Genomic DNA, 24355 nt, shown 5'->3' on the forward strand with positions numbered 1-24355 from the left:
CGGCATGGCCCTGACCCCGTACCAGCAGCAGCTGCACGACCGAGTCGTCGCCGCGACCGAGGTGGTCCCCCCGCCGGCGCCCTGGCGGCCGGTCCGCGGCGGACTGATCCCGGTCGGCGGGCTGACGGGCATCGGCTTCGCCGTCCACCCCGAGACCGGGCACGACCTCGTGCTGACGGTCTCCAGCACCGGGCACGGCCTGTTCGACGCGGTGACGGGCGAGAAGCTGGAGCGCGACTACGACCCGGAGGAGGACCCGGACGGCCCGGACCTCTCCTGCCCCGGCATCGGCCCGGTCGCCGACGTCCGGATCCCGGTGGCCGGCCTGTGGGGCGGCGGCCTCCACACCGACGCGGCCGGCGGCTGGGGCGTCGAGGTGATCTCCCCGGAGTGGCCGCACCACCGCGTCCTGCTCACCTCCGGCCCCTGGACCGGCGAGCACGGCCAGGCCTGGCACCACGTCTTCCACGTCTGCTGGTCCGAGTTCCGCGCCGCCGGCTTCTCCCCCACCGGCCGCACCCTCGCCGTGGCCACCAGCAGCGACCTCACCCTCTGGACCCGGCACTGACGCCGCTCAACACCGGTGGCCGGGTCCGCGATGCGGACGGGGTGTCGTCCGAGCCCGCGGCGGTGTGCACCCGATCGGCTGCACACGGCGTGCCGCCGCGGGCCGGGGCTCCGGATGCGGACCGGGCCGCCAGCGCCGATGCTGGCGACGAGGCGTGCCCGGCCAGAGGAAGGACCACTAGGAATGAGCGAACGCAGTGAGCGAGTCGGCACAAGGTGCGGGTTGCGCGAAGCGCCTGCCGAGCGAAGCGAGGTGGGCGCATGAGCGCTCTCGACTTCGAGATCATCGACGCTCCCGACAGCTCGCTCAACAAGACCGCCGTCCTGGTCAGCGGCCCGAACAACGCCCTCCTGGTGGACGCCGGGTTCACCCGTTCCGACGGGCGCCGGCTGGTCGAGCGGGTGCGTGCCACCGGCAAGGAGCTGACCACCGTGTTCGTCAGCCACGGCGACCCGGACTTCTACTTCGGAGCCCAGGAGGTCCAGGACGCCTTCCCCCGGGCCCGCTTCCTGGCCACCGCCTCGACCGTGGAGCACATCCAGGAGACCTTCGAGGAGAAGCTGCGGGCCTGGGCGCACCTGGGCCCCGAGCTGCCCACCCGGCTGGTGCGACCCGAGGTGCTGCCCGGGGACGAACTCGTCTTCGAGGGCCACCGGTTCGAGCTGCGCGGCGCCGACTTCCACCTGCCCGACCGGCACTACCTGTGGCAGCACCACCACCGCGCGGTGCTCGGCGGGGTGCTGCTCTTCGAGGGTCTGCACGTGTGGACGGCCGACACCCCGACCGCCGCCCAACGGACCGCCTGGATCGATCTGTTGGACGGCATGGAGGCGCTCCACCCGACCTGGGTGGCGGCCGGTCACCGGGTCGCCGACGCCCCCACCGACCTGAACGCCATCGACCACACCCGCGCCTACCTGCGCGCCTTCGAGACCGAACTGGGCCGCAGCGCCGACGCGGCCGCCGCCAAGGAGGCGCTGGAGCGGCGCTTCCCCGAGCTGGGTCTGCGGATCGCGGTCGACATCGGCACCAAGGTCGCCAAGGGCGAGATGGCGTGGGGGTGAGCAACCGGTGATCGAGATCCCCCGGGACGTGGCCGGCTTCGCCGAGTCCCCCGCCCCCGCGGACGTGGTGCGCCGCCAGTACCTGGCCTCCGCCCGCGGCGACCTGGCCGCGCTGCGCAGCACCCTCGCCGAGGACGTCGAGTGGACCGAGATGGCCGGTTTCCCGCTGGCCGGCACCTACCGCACCCCGAAGGGCGTCATCGCCCACGTCATGGAGCGACTGGCCGCCGAGTGGGACCACTGGACGGCGCACGACGACACCTACGTGGTGGACGGCGAGAACGTGGTGGTGCTGGGCCGCTACACGGCCGTGCACAGGGACACCGGAAAGCCGCTCTCGGTCCGGGTCGCCCACCACTTCACGGTGCGCGGCGGCCGGATCGTCCGGTTCGAGCAGTTCACGGACACCGCGCTGGTAAGGGACGCGACGACGGGGTGACGCCCGGGTGATCCGGAGCGCCCGCGGTCGCGCCGTTCACCCGAACGGGTCAGCGCGGCGCGGCGCGCCCGGCGCGGTCTCGACAGACCACCCGGACGGCGGCAGGCTGGCCCCGGATCTTCAACGCAGCGCAATCCACGCAGCGCAATCAACGCAACGCGATCAACGGAGCGCGATCCACGGAGCGCAAGGAGTCGGGAATGGCGGACAGCGAGCGGCCGATCGTGATCGTCGGGGCGTCCCTGGGCGGGGCCAAGGCGGCCGAGGCACTGCGCGAGGCCGGATACCGGGGCGGCATCGTCCTGATCGGCGAGGAGCACGAGCGCCCGTACGAGCGGCCGCCGCTGTCCAAGGGCTACCTGACGGGCAAGGACGACCGGGAGAAGATCTACGTCCACCCGCCGCAGTGGTACGCCGAGCACGACATCACCCTGCGCCTCGGCACGGCGGTGGCCGCGATCGACCCGGCCGCCCACACCGTGACCCTGGCGGACGACGGCCAGGTGGGCTACCACAAGCTGCTGCTGACCACCGGCTCGGAGCCGCGCCGGCTGCCGGTGCCCGGCGCGGAGCAGGACGGCGTGCTCTACCTGCGCCGGGTCGACGACAGCGACCGGATCAAGGCCGCGCTGCGCCCGGGCGCCCGGATCGCGGTGATCGGCGCCGGCTGGATCGGCCTGGAGGTGGCGGCCGCGGCCCGTACGGTGGGCGCCGAGGTCACCGTCCTGGAGGCGCTGGAGCTGCCGCTGCTGCGGGTGCTCGGCCGGGAGGTCGCCCAGGTCTTCGCCGACCTGCACCGCGACCACGGCGTGGACCTGCGCTTCGGCGTCCAGGTGACCGAACTGACCGGCGCCGACGGCAAGGTGAGCGGCGTGAAGCTCGGCGACGGCAGCGAGGTGGCGGCCGACGCGGTGGTGGTCGGCATCGGCATCTCCCCCGCCACCGCGCTGGCCGAGGCCGCCGGGCTGGAGGTCGACAACGGCATCAGGACCGACCAGCACCTGCGCACCTCGGACCCGGACGTGTACGCGGCCGGGGACGTCGCCAACGCCCACCACCCGCTGTTCGACCGGCACATCCGGGTCGAGCACTGGGCCAACGCCCTCAACCAGCCGCAGACCGCCGCCCGCGCGATGCTCGGGCAGCCGGACGCGGTGTACGACCGGGTCCCGTACTTCTTCACCGATGCCGAGTGGACACCCCGGCAGCCTAACGAGCCGGTGGCGTCGCGGGACAAGCTGAGCATGGAATACCTCGGCTACGTCGAGCCTGACGGCTACGACCGGGTCGTGTTCCGAGGGGACGTGAAGGCCAACGAGTTCATCGCGTTCTGGCTCAAGGACGGCCGGGTCCTCGCCGGTATGAACATGAACGTCTGGGACGTCACCGACCCGATCCGCGAACTGATCGTCTCCAAGCGCGTGGTGGACGCCGACCGCCTGGCGAACCCGAACATCGCCCTCGGCGAGGTTTGACTGGGCGTTTCGTTCCTGTCAGGTTCCGCGTCAGGTCTGGGTGGTCTCGCCGGTGAGTCGGCGGGTCATGAGGCCGATCATCGCGCCGTGGATCACGGCTTCGGAGCGGGCCGGCAGGGCTTCGTAGTCGCGGGCCAGGCGTCGGTGGTTCATGAGCCAGCCGAAGGTCCCGCTCGACTACCCAGCGTCGGGGCTGCTCGATGAGTCTCCTGGTCATGGGGGTGCGGCGGACGATCTCGACGTCGAGGGTGGGTCAGAGGCCGATGCCGCCGATCGACCACCATTCGAGGACGTGGTTCGGGCTGCCGGACGAGGTGAGCTGGAACTCGGTCTCCTTGTTGACGAGGAAGGTGGCCGACTGGCCGACTCCTACGGTGGCGCGCGCCAGGACCGTCCCGTAGCGGGTGAGTTCGAGGGTCGCGCTTCCGCCGGTGCCACGATGGTTGAGGACCAGGTAGCCGTCGCTGGGCAGGGCCCGTTGGTACGAGCCGGCCGTGATGGTGTTCTTGCGCTGGAACAGGTAGCTGTCGGCGTTCGCGCTCAACACCCCGCGCACCCGGTCGGCCTGGACCGTGCCCGAGAACGTGGCACTCGCGCCGGTGACGCTGCCCCCGAACTGTGCGCCCGCGGCAAAAGTGGCGTTCCCCGCGAAGGCGGTGTCCGCCGCGAACGAGGCGCCGGCGTCGAACGCCGCGCTCCCGCGCACCGTCAGGTTCTGCACTTCGAGGTCGGGGACGCGGACGGTCACGGTGGTGGACAGGATGCGCTCCACCGTTCCGGTGCCGGCCTGCACGGTGGCGCGCAGGTAGAACACCGTGCTGCGACGGACGTCGTGCACCGTGAAGGTGCTCAGGCCCAGCACGTTGACGTCGGCGGCCTCGTACAGCAGCCGCAGCGAGGAGGCGCCGCCCGCCTCCCAGTTGAGCTTGACCGAGCCACCGTTGTCGATGATGAGGTCTTCGGCGATGAAGTTGCGCAGGTAGAAGTCCGCGGGGAACTTGCCGATGTCGATCGTCGTGGAGTCGGTGGCCCAGTAGTCGTCACCGCTCTCGGCCCACTCGACGTCGATCCGCAGCGGCGAACTGCCGACCTGGGAGTTGATCCGAAGACCCATCAACTGCACGGTCACGCCCTCGTCGCGCCCGATGGTGGCGTGGCCGGAGGCGGGGGTGAAGGTGACGGTCTTGGCCGTGGTGCTGATAGTCGCCGACCACCCCGGCAGGCTGATCTGCGGAGTGCCGCTGTTCAGGTCCGAGGTCAGGTCCGGGGAATTGGGCCCCGTGGGGACGTTGAGCACGATCTTGCGGCAGTCGATCGCACCGAGGGACCGGCGGCTGCCGACGATCACCAGGTCGGCACGCTCGGGATCACCGCTGGACGGCGAGACCCGCACCGGATCGGGGTTGGTGTTCAGCTGGAAGTGCAGGGGCTGCACCGACCGCTCGCCGGCCTTGGCCTCGGACTCGGTGACGGTGATCTGCGCAATGGTGGCCATCAGTTGACTCCTGTCTCGTTCACGGTTGCCGGCTCGCTCTCCACCAGCACGCTGTCCGCCACCCCGCCGAACGGGATCCAGGTCACCCGCACCGTGGCCTTGTCGATGGGGCCGCTGTAGTAGTACTCGCAGCGCGCGCCCTTCCGGACCGGGAGCGTCGCCGAGGCCCCGGCACCGCTCGTCGGATGGGCCCGGGCAATCAATCCGCCGCTGGAGACATAGGCGCTATGGAGGTCGATGCTGCCATTCAGCTTTTTCACCGTCAGCACCGCGAGGCCGTCGGTCTGCGCCGTGAACTGCTGCACCGAGGCGTCAACTTCGAACACCTGGCGGCTCCCGAGCAGCTCCACCGCCCCCTCCTCGAAAGCGACTTCGCCCTTCACCGCGAGCCGGTGGCCGGCGGGCGCGATCAGCTCGCCCTTGGCCGTGATGGCGCCGTTGACCAGCAGGTTGGCGACTTCGAGATCGGGGATGCGGACGGTGACCGTGGTGGACAGGATCCGCTCCACGGTGTTGCCGCCGACCTGCACGGTCGCGCGCAGGTAGAACACCGTGGTGTGGCGCACGTTGTTGATGGTGTAGGTGCTCAGGTTGAGCACGTTGACGTCGGCGGCGTCGTACAGCAACCGCAGCGAGGAGGCCCCGCTGGACTCCCAGTTGAGCTTGACCGAGCCGCCGTTCTCGATGACCAGGTCCTCGGAGATGAAGTTGCGCAGCACGAAGTCCGGTGGGAACTTGCCGATGTCGATGGTGGTCGAGTCGGTGCTCCAGTAGTCGTCGCCGCTCTCGGCCCACTCGACGTCGATACGCAGCGGGGAGCTGCCCACCACGGCGTTGATCCGGAGCCCCATCAACTGCACGGTGACGCCTTCGTCGCGCCCGATGGTGGCGTGGCCGGAGGCGGGGGTGAAAGTGATCGTCTTCGCCGTGGTGTTGGTGGTCGCGGTCCAGCCGGGGAGGCTGATCTGCGGTGTGGCGCTGTTCAGGTCCGAGGTCAGGTCCGGGGAGTTGGGTCCGGTCGGGACGTTGAGCACGATCTTTCGGCAGTCGATCGGGAGGGTGCTGCGGCGACTGCCGACCAGGACTAGGTCGGCCCGGGCCGGGTCGCCGGCGGACGGCGAGACCCGCACCGGGTCCGGGCTGGTGTTCAGTTCGAAGTGGAGTGCCTGCCCGGCCAGTGCGCCGTTCTTGGCGTCGGACTCGGTGGCGGTGATCTGCGGGACGGCCATCAGCGTGCTTCTCGTTCTCTGCTCGTTCTCTGCTGGCGGGTTGCGGGACTACGGGGCCGGCCGACTCCGACCGCTACCGCTTCTCGAGGGTCATGGTGCTGGCACTGTCGTAGGAGTTCTTGCGCCAGTAGGCCGCCGCGATGAAGTTGCCGCTGTTGTCCGTGCCAAAGGCGGTGGTGGCGTTGAGGTGGTTCTCCGGGTAGTTGTTGTTTCGGATCCGCACCGAGTCCTGGTCGCGCAGGACGCTCTTCCCGCCCACGGTGAGGTTGTCGGCGATGCTCACGTTGTTGCCCGTCAGCACCTCCAGGTGGCTGTTGACCCGGAGCGGCACGCCGTAGGGACCGCGCAGGTCCCTGATCCGCACCACCCTCCCGGTCGCGGTGGCGTTGACGTCCCCGCCCACGGTGAGGTTGTCGGCGATGCTCACGTTGTTGCCGGTCAGCACCTCCAGGTGGCTGTTGACCCGGAGCGGCGCGCCGTATGGACCGCGCAGATCCCTGATCCGCACGGTCGTCCCGCTCGTGACCGCGGTGAGGTCGCCGGTCACCTTGAGGTTGCGCACCTCCAGGTCCGGGACGCGGACGGTGACCGTCGTACTGAGGATCCGTTCGACGGTGCCGGTGCCGACCTGGACGGTGGCGCGCAAGTAGAAGACCGTGGTGCTGCGGACGTTGTTGACGGTGTAGGTGCTCTTGCCCAGGACGTTGACCTCGGCGACGTCGTACAGCAGCTTGAGCGAGGAGGCGCCGCCCGCCTCCCAGTTGAGCTTGACGCTACCGCCGTTGTCGATGACCAGCTGCTCGGGGATGAAGTTGCGCAGCACGAAGTCGGGCGGGAACTTGCCGACGTCGATGACGGTGGAGTCGGTGGTCCAGTAGTCGTCGCCGCTCTCGGCCCACTCGACGTCGATCCGCAGCGGCGAGCTGCCGACCACCGTGTTGATCCGCATGCCCATGAGCTGGATGGTGATCCCCTGGGCCGGGCCGATCGTGGCGTGGCCGCTGGTGGGGGTGAAGGTGATGGTCTTGGCCGTGGTGTTGGTGGTCGCCGTCCAGCCGGCCAGGCTGATCTGCGCGTTGACGCTGTTCAGGTCGGGGGTCAGGTCGGGCGAGTTGTTCCCGGTCGAGACGTTGACGATGACCTTGCGGCAGTCGATCGCCAGGGTGCTGCGGCGGCTGCCGACCAGCACGAAGTCGGCTCGCTCCGGGTCCCCGCTGGACGGCGAGACCCGGACCGGATCGGGGTTGGTGCTCAGCTCGAAGTAGAGCGGCGGCGCGGCCTTCTCCCCGCTCAGGCCGTCCGGCTCCTCGGTGGCGGTGATCTGCGGGATCGTGGCCATCAGCGGGCTCCTCGCTCGTTGCCCGCAGTGCTGCGGGCGGCCTGGGCGGCGTCCTCCAGGACCAGGAACCCGGTGCGGATCTGCGGGTTCTCGCCGGCCGGGAGGGAGGCGGGGTCCGGGACGGTGATGGGCAGTTGGGCCCAGTCGGCCCCGGCGGGCTCGGCCCAGGACCAGCTGCCGGTGGCGGTGGTGGGCTGCGGGATGGTGGCCGCGCCGTGCTCGGTGGTGGCGATCAGCAGCGGGCCGGTGCGGAAGTTGACGGCCATGTTCGCCAGCGCGGCCTCGGTGAACTGCGGCGGCACCAGGACCGAGCCGACCGGCAGGATGTCGGTGGTGGCGTGCACGGGCGCGCGCGGGTCGAGCAGCAGCGTGACGGCGACCGAACTCCCGCCCTCGAAGGCGAGCTTGAGGCGCTGGCCGCGGTCGATGGCCCGCAGGTAGCCGCCGTGCTGGCCGCGCGGCTCCAGCACGGTCTCCAGGTGGTCGTAGCCGTCCCCGAGGACGTAGCCGACCAGCCCGTCGTCGGTCTGCAGGGCCTCGCCCAGGCGCACCGTCCACCGGTAGCCGGGCATGTCCGGCTCCTTCTGGGCGATGACGTTGCGCCAGGCGACGTCGGTGCGCGCCGGGCCGTGCAGCTGCAGGTCCAGCCGGGCCCGGACCAGGGCCAGCGGCCGGCCGAGCAGGAAGGCCAGGCTCTGGTCCTCGGCGCCCTCGGGGTCGATCACGGCCAGGGTGTCGTCGAGCTGGGCGCGCACGGCGTCCAGGACCTCCGGGCCGAGCCGCTGCACGGTGGCGAGCAGGCGGTGGGCGTGCGGGGAGACGTCGGCGAGCTGGTCCAGCTCCTGGACCGGCGAGCCCGGCAGCGCCGTCCAGTGGACGATCCGTCGGCCGCCCGGGTCCAGCACGGTGCGCAGGTCGCCGAGGGCCTGGCCGTCGGGGTCGCAGCAGGCCAGCGAGCGGTCCAGGCGGTTGTGCAGCAGCCAGGCGCAGACCGGGTTGGTGCCGGGGGTGAGCTCCACGTCCTCGTCGCCGGTCGCGGAGAGGAAGTCGAAGCCCAGCCGGGCGGGTTGCAGCAGGCGGGGGCCGAGCTCGGCGTAGCGGTCGGTCTGGATCTCGCCGACGGCGTGGTCCGGGGTCATCGAGTCGGGCTTGCGCAGCCGGTCGAAGTGCAGCGGGTTGTCGATCAGGTTGACGGCGCGGCCGAACCGGTCCACCACCGAGAGCTTGGTGAACATCAGGTGCCCGCAGCGCAGCTCCTGGAACGCGACCAGGTCGACGTCGTCCCAGTCGTCCCACTCGTTGACGGGCTGGCCGCCGGGGTCGGGCAGCGGCCCGGTGCCGTCGGCGATCAGGTCGCCGAGCTCGCCGACCGGGACGGCCGAACCGCCGGCCACCCGCTGGCCGACGGCCGTGCTCAGGCCGTCCAGTCGCTGCGAGAGCTGGTCGAGCTCCCGGGTCTCCTCGCGCAGCCGGGCGATCAGCTCCGCGGGCAGGTCGGCGCGCCCGGCCGCGTAGTGCTCGATCTGCCCCTCCTGGTCGTATCCGCTGGTGGGGGTCAGGATCTGACGCCCGCTCACCGTCCTGGGCACCGGCAGGGTGCCCTCGCCGTCCCAGCGGTAGCGGTGCCCGTCGAAGGTCCAGTACTCGGTGCCCTCCGCCTGGAACGGGATGGCGGTGTACTCGGCCTCCCAGAGCAGGTAGAGCGGCTGCCAGGGCTGGCGCCACGGATCGGTGCCGTGCTCGGGCAGCCGGCCGTCGGCGTCCTCGAGGCCGACGCCGGTCTTCCGGGCCTGGTCCAGGATGAAGAACTCGCTGAGCAGCGCGGGGACCAGGGCCGGCAGCCCGGCGGTGTTCACCTTGGCCACCTCGGCGGCCACGCTGGCCGCGGTGATCGAACCGACCCGGGTGACCAGGCGCTCCTGGACCCGGCAGGGCAGGTTCGAGCCGCGGGTCATCGGGGCGTTGAGCTTGGCGCCCTGCAGCATCAGCACCGGGTCCGCGCTCTGCTCGAACGGCTCCTCCGGCACGCGCTGCAGTACCTGGGCGGCGCGCAGGCCGTGCTCGGCGGCGTACTCCCGGGCCAGCCGGGCGAGCTCCTCCTCCTCGGTGGCCCATGGGAGTCCGGCCCGGGCCGCGGTGACCTGGATGGCCAGCGCCCTGGTCCGGCCGGCGGCGCCGTTCGGGTACTCGGGGTCGAGTTCGCGCCGGACCGGGGAGCTGAAGACGTCGGGCTGCTTCTTCTCCTGGCTCAGCGCCCAGAGCACGTAGAGGTGTTGCCGGGCGGCGTACAACTCGCGTTCCAGTTTGCCGAGTTCCCGCTCGGCCCGGTTGAGCCCGGCGGTGACGTCGGCGGCCCGCCGGCGGTCGGCGGCGCGTTCCGCGGGAGTGCGGGCGGCGCGGGCGGCCTCGGTGTCCCGGTCCACCACCCGCCAGGTGTAGCCGGCGGGGACGGGGCCGAAGCCGGAGTCGTGGCGGGCGCGGTCCGGGAACAGGTCGCCGTCGGCACGCTCGAAGTCCTCCAGCACGCCGAGTGTGAAGGCAGCGTAGCGGCGGGCGTCCTCGGCGCTCAACGCGCCGCTGCCGCCGGTCTGTTCCTGCATCACGGCGGCGGCCTCGCCGACGCTGTTGCCGATCGCGACCGCGATGGTGGAGGCGAGCGGGGAGTCTGACTCGGGGATGCCGCCGTCGGGGCGCCAGGCGATGCCGAGCGCGCTGCCGGTGTAGAGCGTGCGGCGGGGGCTGCCCATGCCGGGGGCCAGGCTCCACTCCAACTCGTCGAGCAGGTCGGCGAAGTCCCGCTGGTCGTTGCCGTCGACGACCAGGATGTCGCTGCCCGGGTCGGCGTACCATCCGGCCACCGAGTAGCTGAGCCGGTCGTCGCCGGTGAGGTCCTCCAGGGTGTCGTGCAGCGAGAACACGTTGCCGTTGTAGGGCTGGTAGACGGAGAAGGTGAGCAGCCCGGGGCCGATGGCGGTGAGGAACGGCGCGGGGGCGTCTGTGGGCTCGCGCCAGGGGGCGGTGGCGGTCAGCTCGACCCGGCGCCCGATCTTGGTGGCCGTCGCGGTGGCGGCGCCCGGGTCCAGGTAGGAGACGGTGCCGGTGCTCCTGTCGAGGTGGTCGGACTGCACGATCCAGGAGCGCACGCCGCCGTTGGAACGGCGCACCACCAGCCAGCGGTTGGGGACCAGCGGGAAGTCGCCGATCTCGCCGTCCTCGTCCTGCCGGCCCTGGCACAGCCCCTCGGGCAGCTGCCACTGCAGGTAGACGCCGAGCCGGCGGGCGTCGCCGGTCCACATCTCGGTGCCGGCGAACGGGGCCGGCTCGGGCGCCGCGTTGTCGTTGACGAACGGGACGTAGTTGGCGGTCCAGCGCTGCATCACGTAGCTGCCGTCGGTGTCGCGGGTCTGCGCGTTGACCGCGAACGCGGCGACCTCGACCGGCACCACCAGCGTGTCGTTGGGCATGGGGATCCTCTTCGGGAGCGGTGTCGGTGGGGGTCAGGGCCGGACGAAGAGCTGCAGCTGCGGTGCCTTGGTCATCTGCAGCGCGAACTGGGCCGGGGACAGGGTCTCCCGCTCGTGGGCGGCGGCCAGCTCGGTGAGGAGGTCGCCGGTCACGTCCAGCACGTCGCGCCCGCCGGCGCGCAGGAAGCGCCGGAAGCCGTACTCCTCGGGGAAGTCGCCCATCGGGTGGCCGATGTCGCCGGTCAGCCGGCGCAGCTCGATGGTGCCGTTGTCGCTGATGCCGAAGTGCAGACCCTGCGGCGGCTCGGCGAGGGCGAAGGCGTCGATGACCCGCGGGAAGAGCAGCAGCAGCACGTCGCTGCCGTAGTGCAGCCGGTGCACCGGCTCGACCACGTCCTCGCCGGCGAGGGCCGTCATGATGGTGCGCGGCCAGTTGGGGATCAGTTCGGAGCGGATCAGCACCGCGCAGGCGGGCGGCGCGGGCACCTCGGCCGCCAACTGGTTCAGGTCGGCGTCCAGCGCGTGGCCCACCCCCACGCTGAGCGCTCCGTCGACGGCCGCGCGGATCCACTCCGCGTCCAGGTGGGCGAACCGGATGCTCTCCGGGGGCAGCATCCGCGGATCGGGCACCAGGTGGTCGAAGGGGATCATCTCCAGCCGACTGAGCTCGGCCAACCAGTCCTGGACCGGCTCTCGTTCGGGGTCGGTGGACTCCCGGAGCACCTCGCGGACCCGCTCGGAGGCGAGTTGGGCCCGCAGGTCGCCGGCCGCCAGCGGCAGCGCCGCGGCGGTGCGCGCGGCCGGGCGGTGCTCGGCGGCGGCCAGGTCGGCGCCGGTGCGGGCCAGCGCAGCGGGCAGCGCGGTGCTGATGAGCCGGTCAAAGGCCGCCCGCTGCGGGTTGGCGTTCAGCTGGTCGGCCGCTTGGCGTACGGTGCGGGCCGAGGTGACCAGTTCGGGCCTGGTGGCCAGCCGGCGCACGGCCCGGCGGGCGGCCTTGCGGAACTCCAGCAGCTTGCCGCGGAACGGCGCGTCGGCCAGCGCCAGGGTGCGCCCGAGGCTGAACGCGGAGGCGTAGCCGGTGTCGAAGACGCCGTGCGCGCGCAGGTAGACCAGCGCCTCGCCGGCCGACTCCAGGCGCGGGTCGGCCGGTGCGGGCAGCGCCTGGGCGGGAGTGGCGGTGAGCGGGCCCCGGTAGAACGCGAAGCTCCGCTCGCCGGACTCCAGCCGGTGCGGCAGCGCGGTGGCGCCGCTCGCCAGCCGCTGCGGCACGTCGCCGTCCGCGCCGCCGCCGCTCAGTGGCAGGCGCAGCAGCGTGTCGGTGGCGGCGGCCAGGTTGGCCACCACGTCGCCGAAGCCGATGCCGGAGTCCGCCAGGGTCTCGAACGACCAGGTCTGCAGCGAGACCAGCCGCAGGCCCTCGGCCGGGGGCGCGGTGCCGGTGAGGTAGGGCTCGAAGCCCTCCAACGAGACCAGGTGGACGACCTGCTGACCACCCGTCGCGGGCGGGAAGCGGTTGGCGACGACCACCGCGTTGAGGTCCTCGGTCAGCGGCTCCGGATCGGTGCCGGCGACCCGAACGTGGTCGGCGTCCGGCGGACCGCCCTCGCGGATGTGCGCCAGCAGTGCGAGCTCGGCGGGCTCGGGGCGGATCGCGGCGAACAGCTCCGCGGGCACCAGGATGCTGCGGCAGGCTTCCTCGTCCTCGCCGGGCAGCAGGCTGCCGGGGTCGATGTCGGGCGCGCGGCCGGCGCCCGCCTCGCCGTCGAGGAGCTGGGCGACGGTGCTGACGGTCACCACGCCCACCGCTTCGCGGTCGCCGGGCAGTTCGCCCTCGCCGAAGAGCAGCAGCGCCACCCACGGCACGCCCTCCGCGGTGCCCTTGAGCCGCCGGGCCCACGGCAGTGCGGGCGCGTCGAGCGTGATGTGCGGCAGGATCTGGCTGTAGGTGCCGATCGCGCCCGGCACCGGGTAGGCGGCCTGGACCTCGGAGGAGGCGATCGAGAAGCGCGGCTGGCGCACGTCGAAGCGCTGGACGCGGTCGGGCAGGGTGCTGCCGGTGTTCAGGCCCTGGATGTCCTCGCTCACGGTGGCGGCGTAGCGGCCGGCGTAGAGCGAGGGGAGACGGTGGTCGAAGAAGCGGGTGCGGTGGCCGACGGTGGCCATGCGGGTCCCCTCTCTCAGCTGGCGGCGACCAGCATGGGCTCGGCGGTGAACGCGGTCCGGGCGGCGCGGGCGTAGCCGGACAGGTCGCTGTCCAGCGGGCCCAGGTCCAGGCCGAGGGCGGTGAGCTGGCCCGCCAGCCGGGCGCGGGCGGTGGTCTGGGGGCCGGCGGCGACGGTGTCGGCGATGGTGGCGATCACCCCGCCGGGGCGCTGCGGCACGGTGCCCTCCGGCCCGGCGTCCGGGTCAAGCGGCTGGCGGCCGTCGGGGTAGATCGGGTCGAAGGCCAGCGCCTTCTCGTCGATGTAGCCGGTCGAGGTGCCGTGCCGGGCGGCGGGGGAGCTCAGGCTGACGCCGGTGAGCTGGTCCTTCAGCACCTGCTTGTCACCGTCGGGCAGCGTGCCCTGGGCGGAGGTGCCCCACAGCTCCTCGGGGACGGCGGCCAGGCAGCGGCTGCGCGACCAGGTCGCGGGGTCGACGGCGTCGCCGTCGTGGGTGAGCGTGATCCGCTGGGTGCTGACCAGGTTCCGTTCCCGCATCGGCCGGATGTTCAGGGCCGGGCCGGTCTCGGCGGCGGTGGTGGAGGTGCCCAGGAAGATCTGCTTCAGCGGGACGGCGCTGTCGGTGGAGAGGGTGAACCCGTTGGCGGAGACCTCCCAACCGGCCTCGGCGCCGCGCGCGCCGCCCGGGTGGTGGTCGACCAGCAGCCCGACCCCGGGGGTGACCCGCACGGTGGTGGGCGGCGGCGGGAGCATCTCCCGGAACCCGGCCCAGTCCAGGACATTGTCCGAACCCTCGCGGCCCTTGCCGAAGTTGATGGTGAAGGAGATGAACCAGAGCTTGATCTTGGCCTGCCCGCCGGTGGGCGGCCCCCAGATGCCGAGCGCGACGCCGACCTCGACGGTGATGCTCACCTTGACGAAGAGGATCTTGACGGTCGCCGACACGCCGATCCGCACCTGCAGGCCCACGTCGACGTAGAACGGCTTCCACTGGATCAGCGCGTCGACCTTCGCGGTGCACCAGGCCCGGATCACGCCGGAGTGGAAGCGCACGTCCAGCGCGCCGCCGGCCATCGCGGCGGCCGGGGTGATCGCCAGGTAGGCGCTGCCGGAGATGGTGACCGAACCGGTCAGGTCCCAGTCGAAGCCCAGCCGCGGCACCCGCGGGTAGCGGTCTGGGGCCGTGAAGTTGGGGTGGTAGCCGCCCACCGTGTAGACGAAGTCGCCGGCGTGCGGGCTGGGCCCGAACCAGCTGCGGAACGCCACCCCACCACGCAGGCGGCAGTTGGGGTCCAGCAGGAAGGAGTCGGGGGTGAGCTCGGCGTCGAACTGCAGCTCGCCCTGCCGGGGCTTGAGGACGGCCCGCAGCGCCGCCTCGATCTGCGCGTACTTGCGCGAGCCGTTCTTGGGCAGGGCGGCGGCGGCCGTGCCGAGCAGCGCGATGGTCAGGTCGGCGCCGGTCTGCACGACGGCCATCGCCCGGCCCTCGATCAGCTCGGCGATGGTGAACTTCAGGCCCGCCGCGACCCAGAGCTCGTCCTGGGCCGGGGTGATCCAGGCGTCGGGCCCGGTGGCGATCCGGCGCAGGATCTCGATCGGGTTCTCGTTCTCGGCGCCGATCGACCCCGGGTCGTCCAGCGCCTTGAGCAGCGGGAAGTCGCCGATCTCGGAGACCTCGGGCAGCCGGATCCGGCTGTTCCAACCGAGGCCCGCGGCAACGCCGTTCAGCCGGATCGCGGGGATGCCGAAGCCGGGGTCGGCGCCCAGTCCGGCGTAGCCGAAGAACGAGGGCTTCGCACCGGTGGCGTCCGGCACCACGTATGCGCCCACGCCGGTGCCGTACACGCCCCGGCCGGCCTTGGCGCCGTCGGCCGGGTCGCCGCCGCCGAAGGAGAACATCAGCACGCCGCCGACGATCGAACGGTAGGGCGCCTCAGTGGGGAGCTTGCCCAGCCCACCGGTCACCTGCAGCGGCGCGTAGTCGTAGGCGACGTTGATGACGGCCTCGTCGTCGCTGATCTCCAGCTCCCAGCGGCCGTTGCCGCGTTCGCCGTCGGCGCCCGCAAGGACGGCGAAGCCGGTCCTGGTGGCGATCGCCCGCACCGGGCGCTCGAACCGACGCGACTCGCGGGCCGTGCGGGTCGGCAGCGCCCGGCCCAGGCCGTCCAGTCGCGACCCGTCGACCTCCACGGCCGGCCGGGCCGGGCGCAGCGGGACCGGGCGCTGGCCGGCACCGGGCAGCAGCAGCCAGGTGCCGACGGGCAGCTCCCCGAGGTAGGGGCCGGGCCGCGGCACGTCCGACCCACGGGTGAGGGACAGGAGTCGCTCTCGCGTCAACTGATGGTCCGTGCAGATCACCTGCCAGCCGTCCACCGCCTCCGCCAGGAACGCGCGTGCGGCGCCGGTCAGGATGCGCACGCGCATGCCCGGCCCCTCGGCGGTCAGCATGCCGCCGTTCGGGTCCGCGGTGACCGTGACCTGCTCGACCAGCGCCCCGGGCAGCGGCGGCACGTCGAGACCGAGCCCGCCGGCCAGCAGGTGGGCCGGTACGCCCGGCCCATCGATGCCCAGGTCGAGGGTGAAGGCGCGCGCCGAGACGCCGTCGGGGCTGATCGCCAACCGCAGGGCGGCCGGCTGGGCGGCGACCGCCACCGTGGCCGTGCCCGCCGCCCGCAGCGCCTGCGGGTCGCCGTCCTGCAGGACGAAGCGCAGCACCTCGTCGGGGAACAGCGCCCGCACCGCGTCCTCGCCGAACCCGAGGGCCTCGACCGGCAGTTCCACCTCCTGACCCACGGTCGTGTCCAGCAACTTGCGCAGCGCGTCTACGTGGACCGCCACAGGTGCTCCCTTCGCTGCCGTCCGCGCCGCACGGCGCGGACTCGCCTGGCCTTGCCCTGATCCCGCCGAACTTCACGTGCCGCCGCTCCAGGTGCTCGTGGGGCGACTCCGGATGGGCCAAGGGAGTCAAGCAGCTCGAACGAGCACCCTTGGTGATCAACTCGAAGCAGAGGGTATACGAAACAGTCGCCCGCCGGTCGGAGCGAAGCCAGGACGGTCCCGGCGTCGCGGCGTGTCCACCGGCGGGCACCCACCCCCACGTCCGGGCCGCGGGTGGATCCCCCACGGGATACTCGCAAGTAGCCCGGAGCGCAGCTGACAGCTCGTCAGCTCCTCACTCCTTCGAGTGAAAACTGGAATGTTCATCGCCTTCTGGCTCTCCGGCGGCCGGGTGCTCGCGGGGATGAACGTCAACGTCTGGGACGTCACCGACCCGATCCGCGAACTGGTGCGCTCCCGGCGGGTGGTGGACCCGGAGGCCCTGGCCGACCCGGACGTCCCGCTCGGGGAGGTCTGAGCCCGGCCCGGCCCCACAGCCGTCAGCCGCCGGAACGCAGCCCCGCCGGTGTCGCGCGACGCGGTCCGGGCCCCGCGCCGGGTCGTCCCAGGCGACGACCGGTCGTTGCGGGGCCTCAGCCGCGCGGGGCACGCCGCATCGTCCACAGGGTCGGACCGTCGCCCGGCAGCGGCACCTCCTCCAGTACCTCGAACCCGAAGTGCCGGTAGACGGCGAGGTTCTCGGCCTTCGAGGACTCCAGGTGGACCGGCAGCCCCGCCGCGTCCGCCCTGGCCAGCCCCGAGCGCAGCAGGGCGGCGCCCTGTCCCCGGCGCTGCGCGACCGGGTCCGCGCCGAGCACCGCCAGGTACCAGTGCGCCTCCTGCGGCGCGTTGGCGGCGGCCGCCTCTACGCACTGCCGGAACCAGTGGGCCCGGTCGCCCAGGAGCTCCGCGAGTTCCCGAATCGTCCCCTCGTCCGGGACGGCCTTCTCCTGCGCCTCCGGGGCCACCCAGAAGGCGGCCGCGTGCTCGGTGCGCTCGCACAGGCCGTACGGCAGGTACTGCCGGGTGAACAGTGTGGTGAAGTACCCGCCCAGCGCGGCGGGGCGCGTGGCGGCCTCCGGGAAGAACCAGCACATCATCGGATCGTCCTCGAAGGCCCTGGCCAGCAGCCGGGAGACCGCGCCGACGTCCTCGCCCGTCACCGCCCTCGGCTTGTTCGCGGCCGCGTTCGCAGCCTTGTTCGAAGTCTCGATCGGGTCCGCACCCGTGTTCGTCATCCGCATACGGACATTCTGCGCGCACTTATCCCCGTCACCCCGGCCGGGGGGCAGCAACTTCCCTGCCACGAGGCATTGCTGACGGACAGCAGGGGCGGGCCCGGGGAGCATTCGGCCCACCGCGAGGCGCCCTCCGGGGGGAACCCCCGCCCTGACCCGGCGAGGCGTCACCCCGGACGGGTTATGCATGCGGCATGAAATTCACCCTCAACGCCGCCCTCGGCGTCCCCCTGATGACGGCCGCCGTCCTCGCCCTGAGCACCGGTCCGGCCACCGCGGCCACCGGAGACCTGGCCATCAACGGCACGACCCGGACGGACCCCTCCGGGTGCTACGCACTGGACGGGGCCGCCAGCATCGTCGACAACCTCACGGACGAGGCGGCGGAGATCCACTCCGGCGCGGACTGCACCGGAGACGTCCTCGAAGTGATCCAGGCCGGCGACGACAGCCGGGTCACCGGGGCGCAGAGCCTTTTCATCCCCTGAGCCGGCGGGGCCGCACCCCCGACACCACGACCGCATGGTGCTATCGTCACTAGCACCATGTTGCTGAAGCTGGACCTTGGCGACGCCCGCCCCCTGCACGAGCAGGTGGCGGGCGCGATCCGACGGGCCGTCGCGGAGGGCGAGTGCGCCCCCGGCGACAAGCTGCCGCCCGCCCGGGAGCTCTCCCGGGCCCTCGGGGTGAACACCAACACCGTGCTGCGCGGGCTGCGCGCCCTGCGCGACGAGGGGGTGCTGGAGTTCCGCCGGGGCCGTGGCATCACGGTCGCGACCGACGCCGGAACCCGTGCCGAACTGGTCGACCGCGTGAGGCAGTTGATTGCGGATGCGGCCCGGTCCGGCTACAGCAGGAACGATCTCGTGGATCTGATCAGGGGGATGTCGTGACGGACGAAGAGCCTGCGAAAGGGCCCGTCCCGGAGGGACCGGTACACCGCGGAGCACTGTGGGGGGCGGTGGTCTGGACGCTCGGTGTGGCCGCGCTGCTGGTCGCGCTGCCGATGAGCGCGCGCGACCGGCTGCCGGACCGGGTCGCGACCCACTGGAGCGGGAGCCGCCCGGACGGTTCGATGCCGCTCACGACGGCGGCGCTGTTCCCGGCCGTCATCTGGCTACTGGTCGCGGCCGTCCTCGCCGTCGCGCTCCGGTTCCGGCCGGGCCGGGCCCGCGGCCTCGCCGGGCCGGTACTGGCCGCCACCGGGGTGCTGCTGAGCGGGGCGCAGGCCTCCATCGTGCGCGCCAACCTGGACCGCGCCCGCTGGCAGGACGCCGCGCCGATGGGTGTCGAGGTGGTCCTGATCGTCGTGGCGGCCGGTCTTGCGGGTGCCCTGGCCTGGCTGGCGACCCGACGGCCCGCCGACACCAGCGCCTTCACCGGCATCACCGGCATCACCGGCGTCACTGGCACCGCCGGCGCCCAGGCCACCCGGATCGGGGCGCCGGTGCTGGTGCCGGGCGCCGGTGAGCGGCTGGTCTGGCTCTCCCAGGCCTCCAACCACTGGCTGCAGGCACTCTCCTCGGTGCTGGGGCTGCTCTCCGTACCGGGAGTGATGCTCGCCGCGAGCGGGCGCACCGGGTCCGTCGACTGGCGGGCGGTCACGTTCTTCGGCCTCGGCGCGGTGGTCGCCCTGCTCTGCTCCTCGGTGCGGGTCCGGGTGACAGAGGCTGGTCTGCACATCGGCTTCGGCCCGTTCGGCTGGCCCGCCCGGCGCCTGGCGCCCGCCGAACTGGTCTCGGCGCGGGTCGAGCAGCTGACCGCCCGCGAGGCCGGCGGCTGGGGCTACCGGGTCCACCGCGGGGGCAGCGTCGTGTTCCTGCGCCGGGGCGCCTGCCTGGTGGTCCGCACCCGGCGCGGGCGGGACTTCGCGGTCAGCGTCGACGACGCCGAGCGCGGCGCCGCCCTGCTCAACGCACTGATCGCCCGTACCGCCGGCGCCGCCGAGCACTGAGCCCGCCCGGCCCGCCACCCGTGAGCAGCCCTCCGGTGGCGGGCCGGTCCGTCTGCGGCGAGGCTGGTGCGCGGCCGAACCAGCGGCCGCGACCTGTGACCGGACCCCGGACGTCGGCCAGGCCCGCAGGCGAGCAGTGGACGGACGGTGGTACGGGTGGCCGGCGGCAGCGGCGGTTTCCCCTCGCGCAGCGTGTGGCGCCGCCCCGAACTGCGCTGGGTGGACGTCCTGGTCGCCGCCGCGCTGGTGGCCGGCCTGTACGGGCTGCTGCGGCTCGCCCCCTCGCTGGACGCCCCGTTCCTGCCCGACCAGGCCCCCGCCACCGTCTCCACCGACCTGTCGAACCTCCCCTTCTACGCGGTGCGTTCGCTGCTGCGAATGTTCGTCGCGCTGTTCGCCTCGGTGCTGTTCACCTTCGTCTACGCGAGCGCCGCGGCCCGGATGCGACGGGCGGAGAAGGTGCTGCTGCCGATCCTGGACGTCCTCCAGTCGGTGCCGATCCTGGGCTTTCTGTCGATCACCGTCACCGCCTTCATCAACCTCTTCCCCGGCTCCACGCTCGGCCTGGAATGCGCCTCGGTCTTCGCCATCTTCACCTCGATGGCCTGGAACATGACCTTCGCGTTCTACTACTCCCTGGTCAGCCAGCCGCGCGAACTGGACGAGGCGGCCCGGGTGATGCGGCTGACCAAGTGGCAGCGGTTCTGGCGCCTGGACGTGCCCAGCGGCATGATCCCGCTGGTCTGGAACGGGATGATGAGCTTCGGCGGGGCCTGGTTCTTCCTCGCCGCCTCCGAGTCGATCAGCGTGCTCAACCACCGCTACGCGCTGCCCGGCATCGGCTCCTACGCGGCCACCGCCATCGGCAACGGGGACCTGGGCCAGGTCGGCATCGCGATCGGCGTGATGGTCGTCATGGTGATCGGCGTCAACGTGCTGTTCTGGCGGCCCATGACGGCCTGGTCCGAACGGTTCCGGGTGGAGGAGTCGGAGTCCGCGGACCGCCCGCGCAGCGTCGTCCTCGACCTGCTGCGCCGCTCCAGCCTCCCGGAGCTGGCCGCCCGGCCGCTGCGGCCGCTCGGGCCGGCGCTGGACCGCGCCATGCGGGTGTTCGGCCTGGCCGAGCACCCGCTCGCCCGCCCCGCCGCCCGGGAGCGCACCGGGGACGTGTTCTTCGCCGGGGCGGTCGCCGTCGTGGTGGTCTTCGGAGCCTGGAAGGCCTTCGACTACGTCCACACCACCGTCGGCCTCGGCGAGTTCGGCCACGCCTTCGCCCTCGGCGCGGTCACCTTCGCACGGGTACTGGTGCTGCTGGTGGCGGCGACCGCGGTGTGGGTGCCGATCGGGGTCTGGATCGGCATGAACCCCAGGGTCACCCGGTTCGCCCAGCCGGCGGTGCAGGTGCTGGCCAGCTTCCCGGCGAACTTCCTGTTCCCCTTCGCCACCGCCGCGTTCGTCGCCCTCGGGATCTCCCTGGACCTCGGCGCGGTGCTGCTGATGGCCCTCGGCGCCCAGTGGTACATCCTGTTCAACGTCGTCGCCGGGGCCTCCGCGATCCCCAGCGACCTGCGCGAGGCGATGACCGGCTTCCAGGTCCGCGGCCGGCTGCGCTGGCGCGCGTTCGTCCTCCCGGCGATCTTCCCGTACTACGTCACCGGCGGCATCACCGCGGCCGGCGGCGCCTGGAACGCCTCCATCGTGGCCGAGGTGGTGGACTACGGCTCGCACCACCTCACCGCCACCGGTCTCGGCTCGTACATCGCCGAGGCCACCGGCACCGGCGCCTTCCCGCAGATCCTGGTCGGGGTGAGCGTGATGAGCGTGTACGTGGTCGCGCTCAACCGGCTGCTGTGGCGCCGGCTCTACCGGCTCTCCGAGACCCGCTACGCCCTGTGAGGAAGACCGTGACCAGCGCCGCCACCCGCACCGCGATCGTCGGAGCCTCCGCCGTCACCAAGACCTTCACCACCCCGGACGGGCGGGCGCTGCCGGTGCTCGACGACATCAGCCTGCACCTGGCCGAGGGCGAGATCGTCGCCCTGCTCGGCAAGTCCGGCTCCGGCAAGTCCACCCTGCTGCGCTGCCTGGCCGGGCTGATCCCGCCCTCCTCCGGGACGGTCACCTACCGCGGCACGCCGCTGCGGGCCGCCAACCCGGGGGTGGCGATGGTGTTCCAGTCCTTCGCGCTGCTGCCCTGGCTGACCGTCCAGCAGAACGTCGAACTGAGCCTCCAGGCCCGCGGGGTGGGCGAGGACGAGCGGCGCGAGCGAGCCCTGCGGGCGATCGACCTGATCGGCCTGGACGGCTTCGAGGGCGCCTACCCCAAGGAGCTGTCCGGCGGGATGCGCCAACGGGTCGGCTTCGCCCGCGCACTGGTGGTCGAGCCGGACGCGCTCTTCATGGACGAGCCGTTCTCCGCCCTGGACGTGCTGACCGCCGAGAACCTGCGCAACGAACTGGTCGGGCTGTGGGAGGGCCACGAGGCCCCGGTCAGGTCGATCCTGATCGTCACCCACAACATCGAGGAGGCGGTGCTGCTGGCCGACCGGATCCTGGTGCTGTCCTCCAACCCCGGCCGGATCCGCTCGGAGCTGACCGTCGACCTCCCGCGCCCGCGCGACCGCCGCACCGCCCAGTTCGAGGCCCTCGTCGACACCGTCTACGGCATCCTCACCGGCCGCGGGGAGCAGCCCGTCGCCGAGCCCGCCGCCCCCCAGGCCGCCACCCCGATCACCACGCCGCTGCCGCCCGCCACCGTCGGCGGACTGGCCGGTCTGCTGGAGATCCTGCTCTCCATGGGCGGCGAGGAGGGCCTCGCCGAGATCGCCGACGAACTGAACTTCGAGGTGGACGACCTGCTCCCGCTGGTCGACGCCGCCGTCCTGCTGAACCTCGCCCGCACCACCGACGGCCGCTTCGCCATCACCCCGGCGGGCCGCGAGTTCGCCGCCGCCGACATCCTCACCAGCAAGCAGCTCTTCGCCCGCAACGCCGCCCGCCACGCCCCGCTGGTGCGCGCCATCGTGCAGTCGCTGGCCGCCACCGAGGACCACAAGCTGCGCGAGGACCTCTTCCTGGACCTGCTGCGCGCGGGCTTCGACACCGAGGACGCCCGGCGGCAGCTGGAGACCGCCATCGACTGGGGCCGCTACGGGGAGCTGTACGACTACGACGCCGACGACGCCGAGTTCTCCCTCGAACCCGGCGCGGAGGCCGCGTTGTGAGCACCGGTCGGTCCTGATCCCGACGGTCGCCGGCGTCGGTGCGAGGGCTCGCCGACGGACACGCGCCAAACCACCCTTTTCGGTGGTGGGGCGACCTCCCGGGCGGGTACACCAGTTGGCGGCAACCATCGCGCGGACCAGCGAGGAGGCGTCCGTGAGCGACGACCGGAGCGTTCGGAGAACGACCGATCCAGAACAGACCGTCCAGGACGAGCGAACAGTCAGTTTCCTGCGCTTCGGCGTCGGGGCGATCGGCGTGCTGCTGCCGCCGGCCCTGCCGCTGGGCAACTGGCTGGCGGACGAGGTCACGGGGCGCTCGACGGACGGGTTCTGGCCCGCGTCGATGAGCGCCGCGTACTACACGGGGACGCGCAACGTCTTCGTCGGGGCGCTGTGCGCGCTGGGGGTGTTCCTGGTCTGCTACCGCTTCGACCGGCGGGACGACCGGTGGAGCACGGCGGCGGGGCTGTTCGCGCTGGGGGTGGCGCTGTGCCCGCCGGCGCCGCAGGATCCGACCGGGCTTCAGCGCACGGTCGGAGTGTTCCATCTGGTGTTCGCCGCGCTGCTGTTCGTGATGCTGGCGCTGTTCTGCCTGTACTCGTTCCGCAATCCGCGCTCGACGCAACCGGCCCGGGTCGGTGCGGCGTACCTGGCGGCGGGGGTGCTGATCCTGGTCGCCCTGGTGGCGGCGGCGGTCGCGGGGCTGTCCGGGTTCGGGGCGGACTGGGCGGTCCGGCCGATGTACCTGTGCGAGTGGGTGGCGACCTGGGCGTTCGGTGCGGCCTGGATCGGAGCGGCGGTGGAGCTGGCGGCGGGGCGCGGCGGGCGGGCCGGGTCCGGGGCGCTCCCCCGTCAGGCGGTGGGACTGGAGGTACGGGGTCCGGAGGCGTCGCAGACCTGAGCGTTCGTCAACTCGTCGCACTGGCACGCCGTTACCATGCGCTCCAAGGCCAACCTTCGCGGCGGCCCGTGACGGATGCCCAGCTACGGGGAGCACGAGCGTGACGAACGAGGAACACCCGTCGGTCGATCTGCGGATGGACGTGCCGCACTCGGCCCGGGTCTACGACTACCTCATCGGCGGAAAGACCAACTTCGAGGCGGACCGGGCCGCCGCCCACGCCTCGGTGCAGGCCTGGCCGGCGCTGCCGATCTCGATGCGCACCACCCGCGACTTCATGCAGCGCTCGGTGCGCCACCTCACCGAGCAGTACGGGGTCCGTCAGTTCCTGGACATCGGCACCGGCATCCCCACCTCGCCCAACGTGCACGAGATCGCCCAGACGATCGCCCCCGAGGCCCGGGTCGCGTACGTGGACAACGACCCGATCGTGCTGACCCACGCCCGGGCCCTGATGTCCAGCACGCCCCAGGGCCGCACCTGTTACGTGGAGGCCGACTTCCGCGACCCGGAGTCGATCATGGGCAACCCCCGGCTGCGCGAGGTGCTCGACCTCGCGCAGCCGGTGGCGCTCTCGCTGATCGCCATCGTGCACTTCGTGCTCGACGAGGACGACCCGCAGGGCATCGTGCGCCGCTTCATGGACACCCTGGCGCCCGGCAGCTTCCTCGCCCTCACCGTGTTCACCGGGGACACCGACCCGGTCGGTGTGGGCGGCGTCGGCCGGGAGTACAACGCCCGCGGCATCCCGCTGCAGATCCGCGACAAGGCGGAGACCGAGGCCTTCTTCGACGGCTACCGACTGCTCGACCCGGGCGTCACCCTGGTCCACCACTGGCGGCCGGACGCCGACGCCCCGGCGATCCGCGACCGGGACATCGCGATGTACGCGGGCGTGGCCGTCAAGAACTGATCGGCGCACCACG

Annotated in this window: 18 protein-coding genes and 2 pseudogenes; 12 read left to right on the forward strand and 8 right to left on the reverse strand. The window is 72.5% G+C overall.

What is annotated here, in order from left to right; translation table 11 throughout:
- Positions 1-4 precede the first annotated feature (4 nt).
- The 4 genes from HS99_RS18100 (at position 5) to HS99_RS18115 (ending at position 3546) form a co-directional block, all read left to right on the forward strand.
- The gene (locus tag HS99_RS18100) at positions 5-568 is read left to right on the forward strand and encodes a hypothetical protein (RefSeq protein WP_030289719.1); all 564 of its coding nucleotides are present in this window, start codon (positions 5-7) and stop codon (positions 566-568) included.
- A 260-nt stretch (positions 569-828) separates the two neighbouring features.
- Positions 829-1632 carry an MBL fold metallo-hydrolase gene (locus HS99_RS18105; protein WP_030554247.1) on the forward strand — a complete coding sequence of 268 codons (804 nt, stop codon included), beginning with the start codon at positions 829-831 and terminating at the stop codon, positions 1630-1632.
- A 7-nt stretch (positions 1633-1639) separates the two neighbouring features.
- Positions 1640-2071, forward strand: a complete 432-nt coding sequence (locus HS99_RS18110) for a nuclear transport factor 2 family protein (RefSeq protein ID WP_370863272.1) — start codon at positions 1640-1642, stop codon at positions 2069-2071.
- Positions 2072-2271: 200 nt separating this feature from the next.
- Positions 2272-3546 (forward strand): NAD(P)/FAD-dependent oxidoreductase, encoded by a 1275-nt coding sequence (locus HS99_RS18115; RefSeq protein ID WP_030554243.1) that lies wholly within the window; start codon positions 2272-2274, stop codon positions 3544-3546.
- A 30-nt stretch (positions 3547-3576) separates the two neighbouring features.
- Here the strand turns inward: HS99_RS18115 and HS99_RS41360 are convergent.
- From HS99_RS41360 to HS99_RS46770, 7 genes and pseudogenes are all read right to left on the reverse strand, one after another.
- Positions 3577-3793: pseudogene (locus HS99_RS41360) on the reverse strand (transposase); the annotation flags it as partial.
- Positions 3794-3799: 6 nt separating this feature from the next.
- Positions 3800-5041 (reverse strand): hypothetical protein, encoded by a 1242-nt coding sequence (locus tag HS99_RS18125; RefSeq protein ID WP_030554241.1) that lies wholly within the window; start codon positions 5039-5041, stop codon positions 3800-3802.
- Positions 5041-6270 (reverse strand): hypothetical protein, encoded by a 1230-nt coding sequence (locus HS99_RS18130; protein WP_030554240.1) that lies wholly within the window; start codon positions 6268-6270, stop codon positions 5041-5043. The genes HS99_RS18125 and HS99_RS18130 overlap by 1 nt, the downstream gene beginning before the upstream one ends.
- Before the next feature lie 73 nt (positions 6271-6343).
- Positions 6344-7609 (reverse strand): hypothetical protein, encoded by a 1266-nt coding sequence (locus HS99_RS18135; protein ID WP_030554238.1) that lies wholly within the window; start codon positions 7607-7609, stop codon positions 6344-6346.
- On the reverse strand, positions 7609-11073 hold the full coding sequence (locus tag HS99_RS46765; RefSeq protein ID WP_063737881.1) for a hypothetical protein: 3465 nt from the start codon (positions 11071-11073) through the stop codon (positions 7609-7611). Before HS99_RS46765 ends, HS99_RS18135 begins: the two co-directional genes overlap by 1 nt.
- 33 nt (positions 11074-11106) lie before the next feature.
- Complete coding sequence (locus HS99_RS18145; RefSeq protein ID WP_030289727.1) at positions 11107-13236, reverse strand: hypothetical protein; 2130 nt, start codon at positions 13234-13236, stop codon at positions 11107-11109.
- Between the two features lie 14 nt (positions 13237-13250).
- Positions 13251-16073: a DUF6603 domain-containing protein gene (locus HS99_RS46770; RefSeq protein WP_050366369.1), complete on the reverse strand. Its 2823-nt coding sequence runs from the start codon at positions 16071-16073 to the stop codon at positions 13251-13253.
- A 352-nt stretch (positions 16074-16425) separates the two neighbouring features.
- Here HS99_RS46770 and HS99_RS41370 point away from each other — a divergent pair.
- Positions 16426-16590 (forward strand): annotated as a pseudogene (locus HS99_RS41370) (oxidoreductase C-terminal domain-containing protein); the annotation flags it as partial.
- 115 nt (positions 16591-16705) lie between these two features.
- On the opposite strand, the gene HS99_RS18155 reads toward HS99_RS41370, so the two are convergent.
- Positions 16706-17350, reverse strand: coding sequence for a GNAT family N-acetyltransferase (locus HS99_RS18155; protein ID WP_046386246.1), 645 nt, complete (start codon positions 17348-17350; stop codon positions 16706-16708).
- A 194-nt stretch (positions 17351-17544) separates the two neighbouring features.
- On the opposite strand from HS99_RS18155, the gene HS99_RS18160 reads away from it, so the two are divergent.
- From HS99_RS18160 to HS99_RS18190, 7 genes are all read left to right on the forward strand, one after another.
- Positions 17545-17838, forward strand: coding sequence for a hypothetical protein (locus HS99_RS18160; protein ID WP_030289730.1), 294 nt, complete (start codon positions 17545-17547; stop codon positions 17836-17838).
- Between the two features lie 57 nt (positions 17839-17895).
- Positions 17896-18243, forward strand: a complete 348-nt coding sequence (locus HS99_RS18165; protein WP_030289731.1) for a GntR family transcriptional regulator — start codon at positions 17896-17898, stop codon at positions 18241-18243.
- 68 nt (positions 18244-18311) lie between these two features.
- Positions 18312-19304 (forward strand): SdpI family protein, encoded by a 993-nt coding sequence (locus HS99_RS18170; RefSeq protein ID WP_050366370.1) that lies wholly within the window; start codon positions 18312-18314, stop codon positions 19302-19304.
- A 156-nt stretch (positions 19305-19460) separates the two neighbouring features.
- The gene (locus tag HS99_RS18175) at positions 19461-21200 is read left to right on the forward strand and encodes an ABC transporter permease (RefSeq protein ID WP_030554232.1); all 1740 of its coding nucleotides are present in this window, start codon (positions 19461-19463) and stop codon (positions 21198-21200) included.
- An 8-nt stretch (positions 21201-21208) separates the two neighbouring features.
- On the forward strand, positions 21209-22528 hold the full coding sequence (locus HS99_RS18180; RefSeq protein WP_030554229.1) for an ABC transporter ATP-binding protein: 1320 nt from the start codon (positions 21209-21211) through the stop codon (positions 22526-22528).
- 154 nt (positions 22529-22682) lie between these two features.
- Complete coding sequence (locus HS99_RS18185; RefSeq protein ID WP_050366371.1) at positions 22683-23429, forward strand: hypothetical protein; 747 nt, start codon at positions 22683-22685, stop codon at positions 23427-23429.
- 100 nt (positions 23430-23529) lie between these two features.
- Positions 23530-24342 (forward strand): SAM-dependent methyltransferase, encoded by an 813-nt coding sequence (locus tag HS99_RS18190; protein ID WP_030289736.1) that lies wholly within the window; start codon positions 23530-23532, stop codon positions 24340-24342.
- The last annotated feature ends 13 nt before the right edge of the window (positions 24343-24355 follow it).

Origin of the sequence: Kitasatospora aureofaciens, from assembly GCF_001188955.3 — a bacterium.
GTDB lineage: Bacteria > Actinomycetota > Actinomycetes > Streptomycetales > Streptomycetaceae > Kitasatospora > Kitasatospora aureofaciens.

What these genes read in the sequence shown, in the direction of transcription:
- HS99_RS18100 (WP_030289719.1), top strand. Translation starts at nt 5, where the DNA reads ATGGCCCTGACCCCGTACCAGCAGCAGCTGCACGACCGAGTCGTCGCC.
- HS99_RS18105 (WP_030554247.1), top strand. Translation starts at nt 829, where the DNA reads ATGAGCGCTCTCGACTTCGAGATCATCGACGCTCCCGACAGCTCGCTC.
- HS99_RS18115 (WP_030554243.1), top strand. Translation starts at nt 2,272, where the DNA reads ATGGCGGACAGCGAGCGGCCGATCGTGATCGTCGGGGCGTCCCTGGGC.
- HS99_RS18125 (WP_030554241.1), bottom strand. Translation starts at nt 5,041, where the DNA reads ATGGCCACCATTGCGCAGATCACCGTCACCGAGTCCGAGGCCAAGGCC.
- HS99_RS18130 (WP_030554240.1), bottom strand. Translation starts at nt 6,270, where the DNA reads ATGGCCGTCCCGCAGATCACCGCCACCGAGTCCGACGCCAAGAACGGC.
- HS99_RS18135 (WP_030554238.1), bottom strand. Translation starts at nt 7,609, where the DNA reads ATGGCCACGATCCCGCAGATCACCGCCACCGAGGAGCCGGACGGCCTG.
- HS99_RS46765 (WP_063737881.1), bottom strand. Translation starts at nt 11,073, where the DNA reads ATGCCCAACGACACGCTGGTGGTGCCGGTCGAGGTCGCCGCGTTCGCG.
- HS99_RS18145 (WP_030289727.1), bottom strand. Translation starts at nt 13,236, where the DNA reads ATGGCCACCGTCGGCCACCGCACCCGCTTCTTCGACCACCGTCTCCCC.
- HS99_RS18155 (WP_046386246.1), bottom strand. Translation starts at nt 17,350, where the DNA reads ATGACGAACACGGGTGCGGACCCGATCGAGACTTCGAACAAGGCTGCG.
- HS99_RS18160 (WP_030289730.1), top strand. Translation starts at nt 17,545, where the DNA reads ATGAAATTCACCCTCAACGCCGCCCTCGGCGTCCCCCTGATGACGGCC.
- HS99_RS18165 (WP_030289731.1), top strand. Translation starts at nt 17,896, where the DNA reads ATGTTGCTGAAGCTGGACCTTGGCGACGCCCGCCCCCTGCACGAGCAG.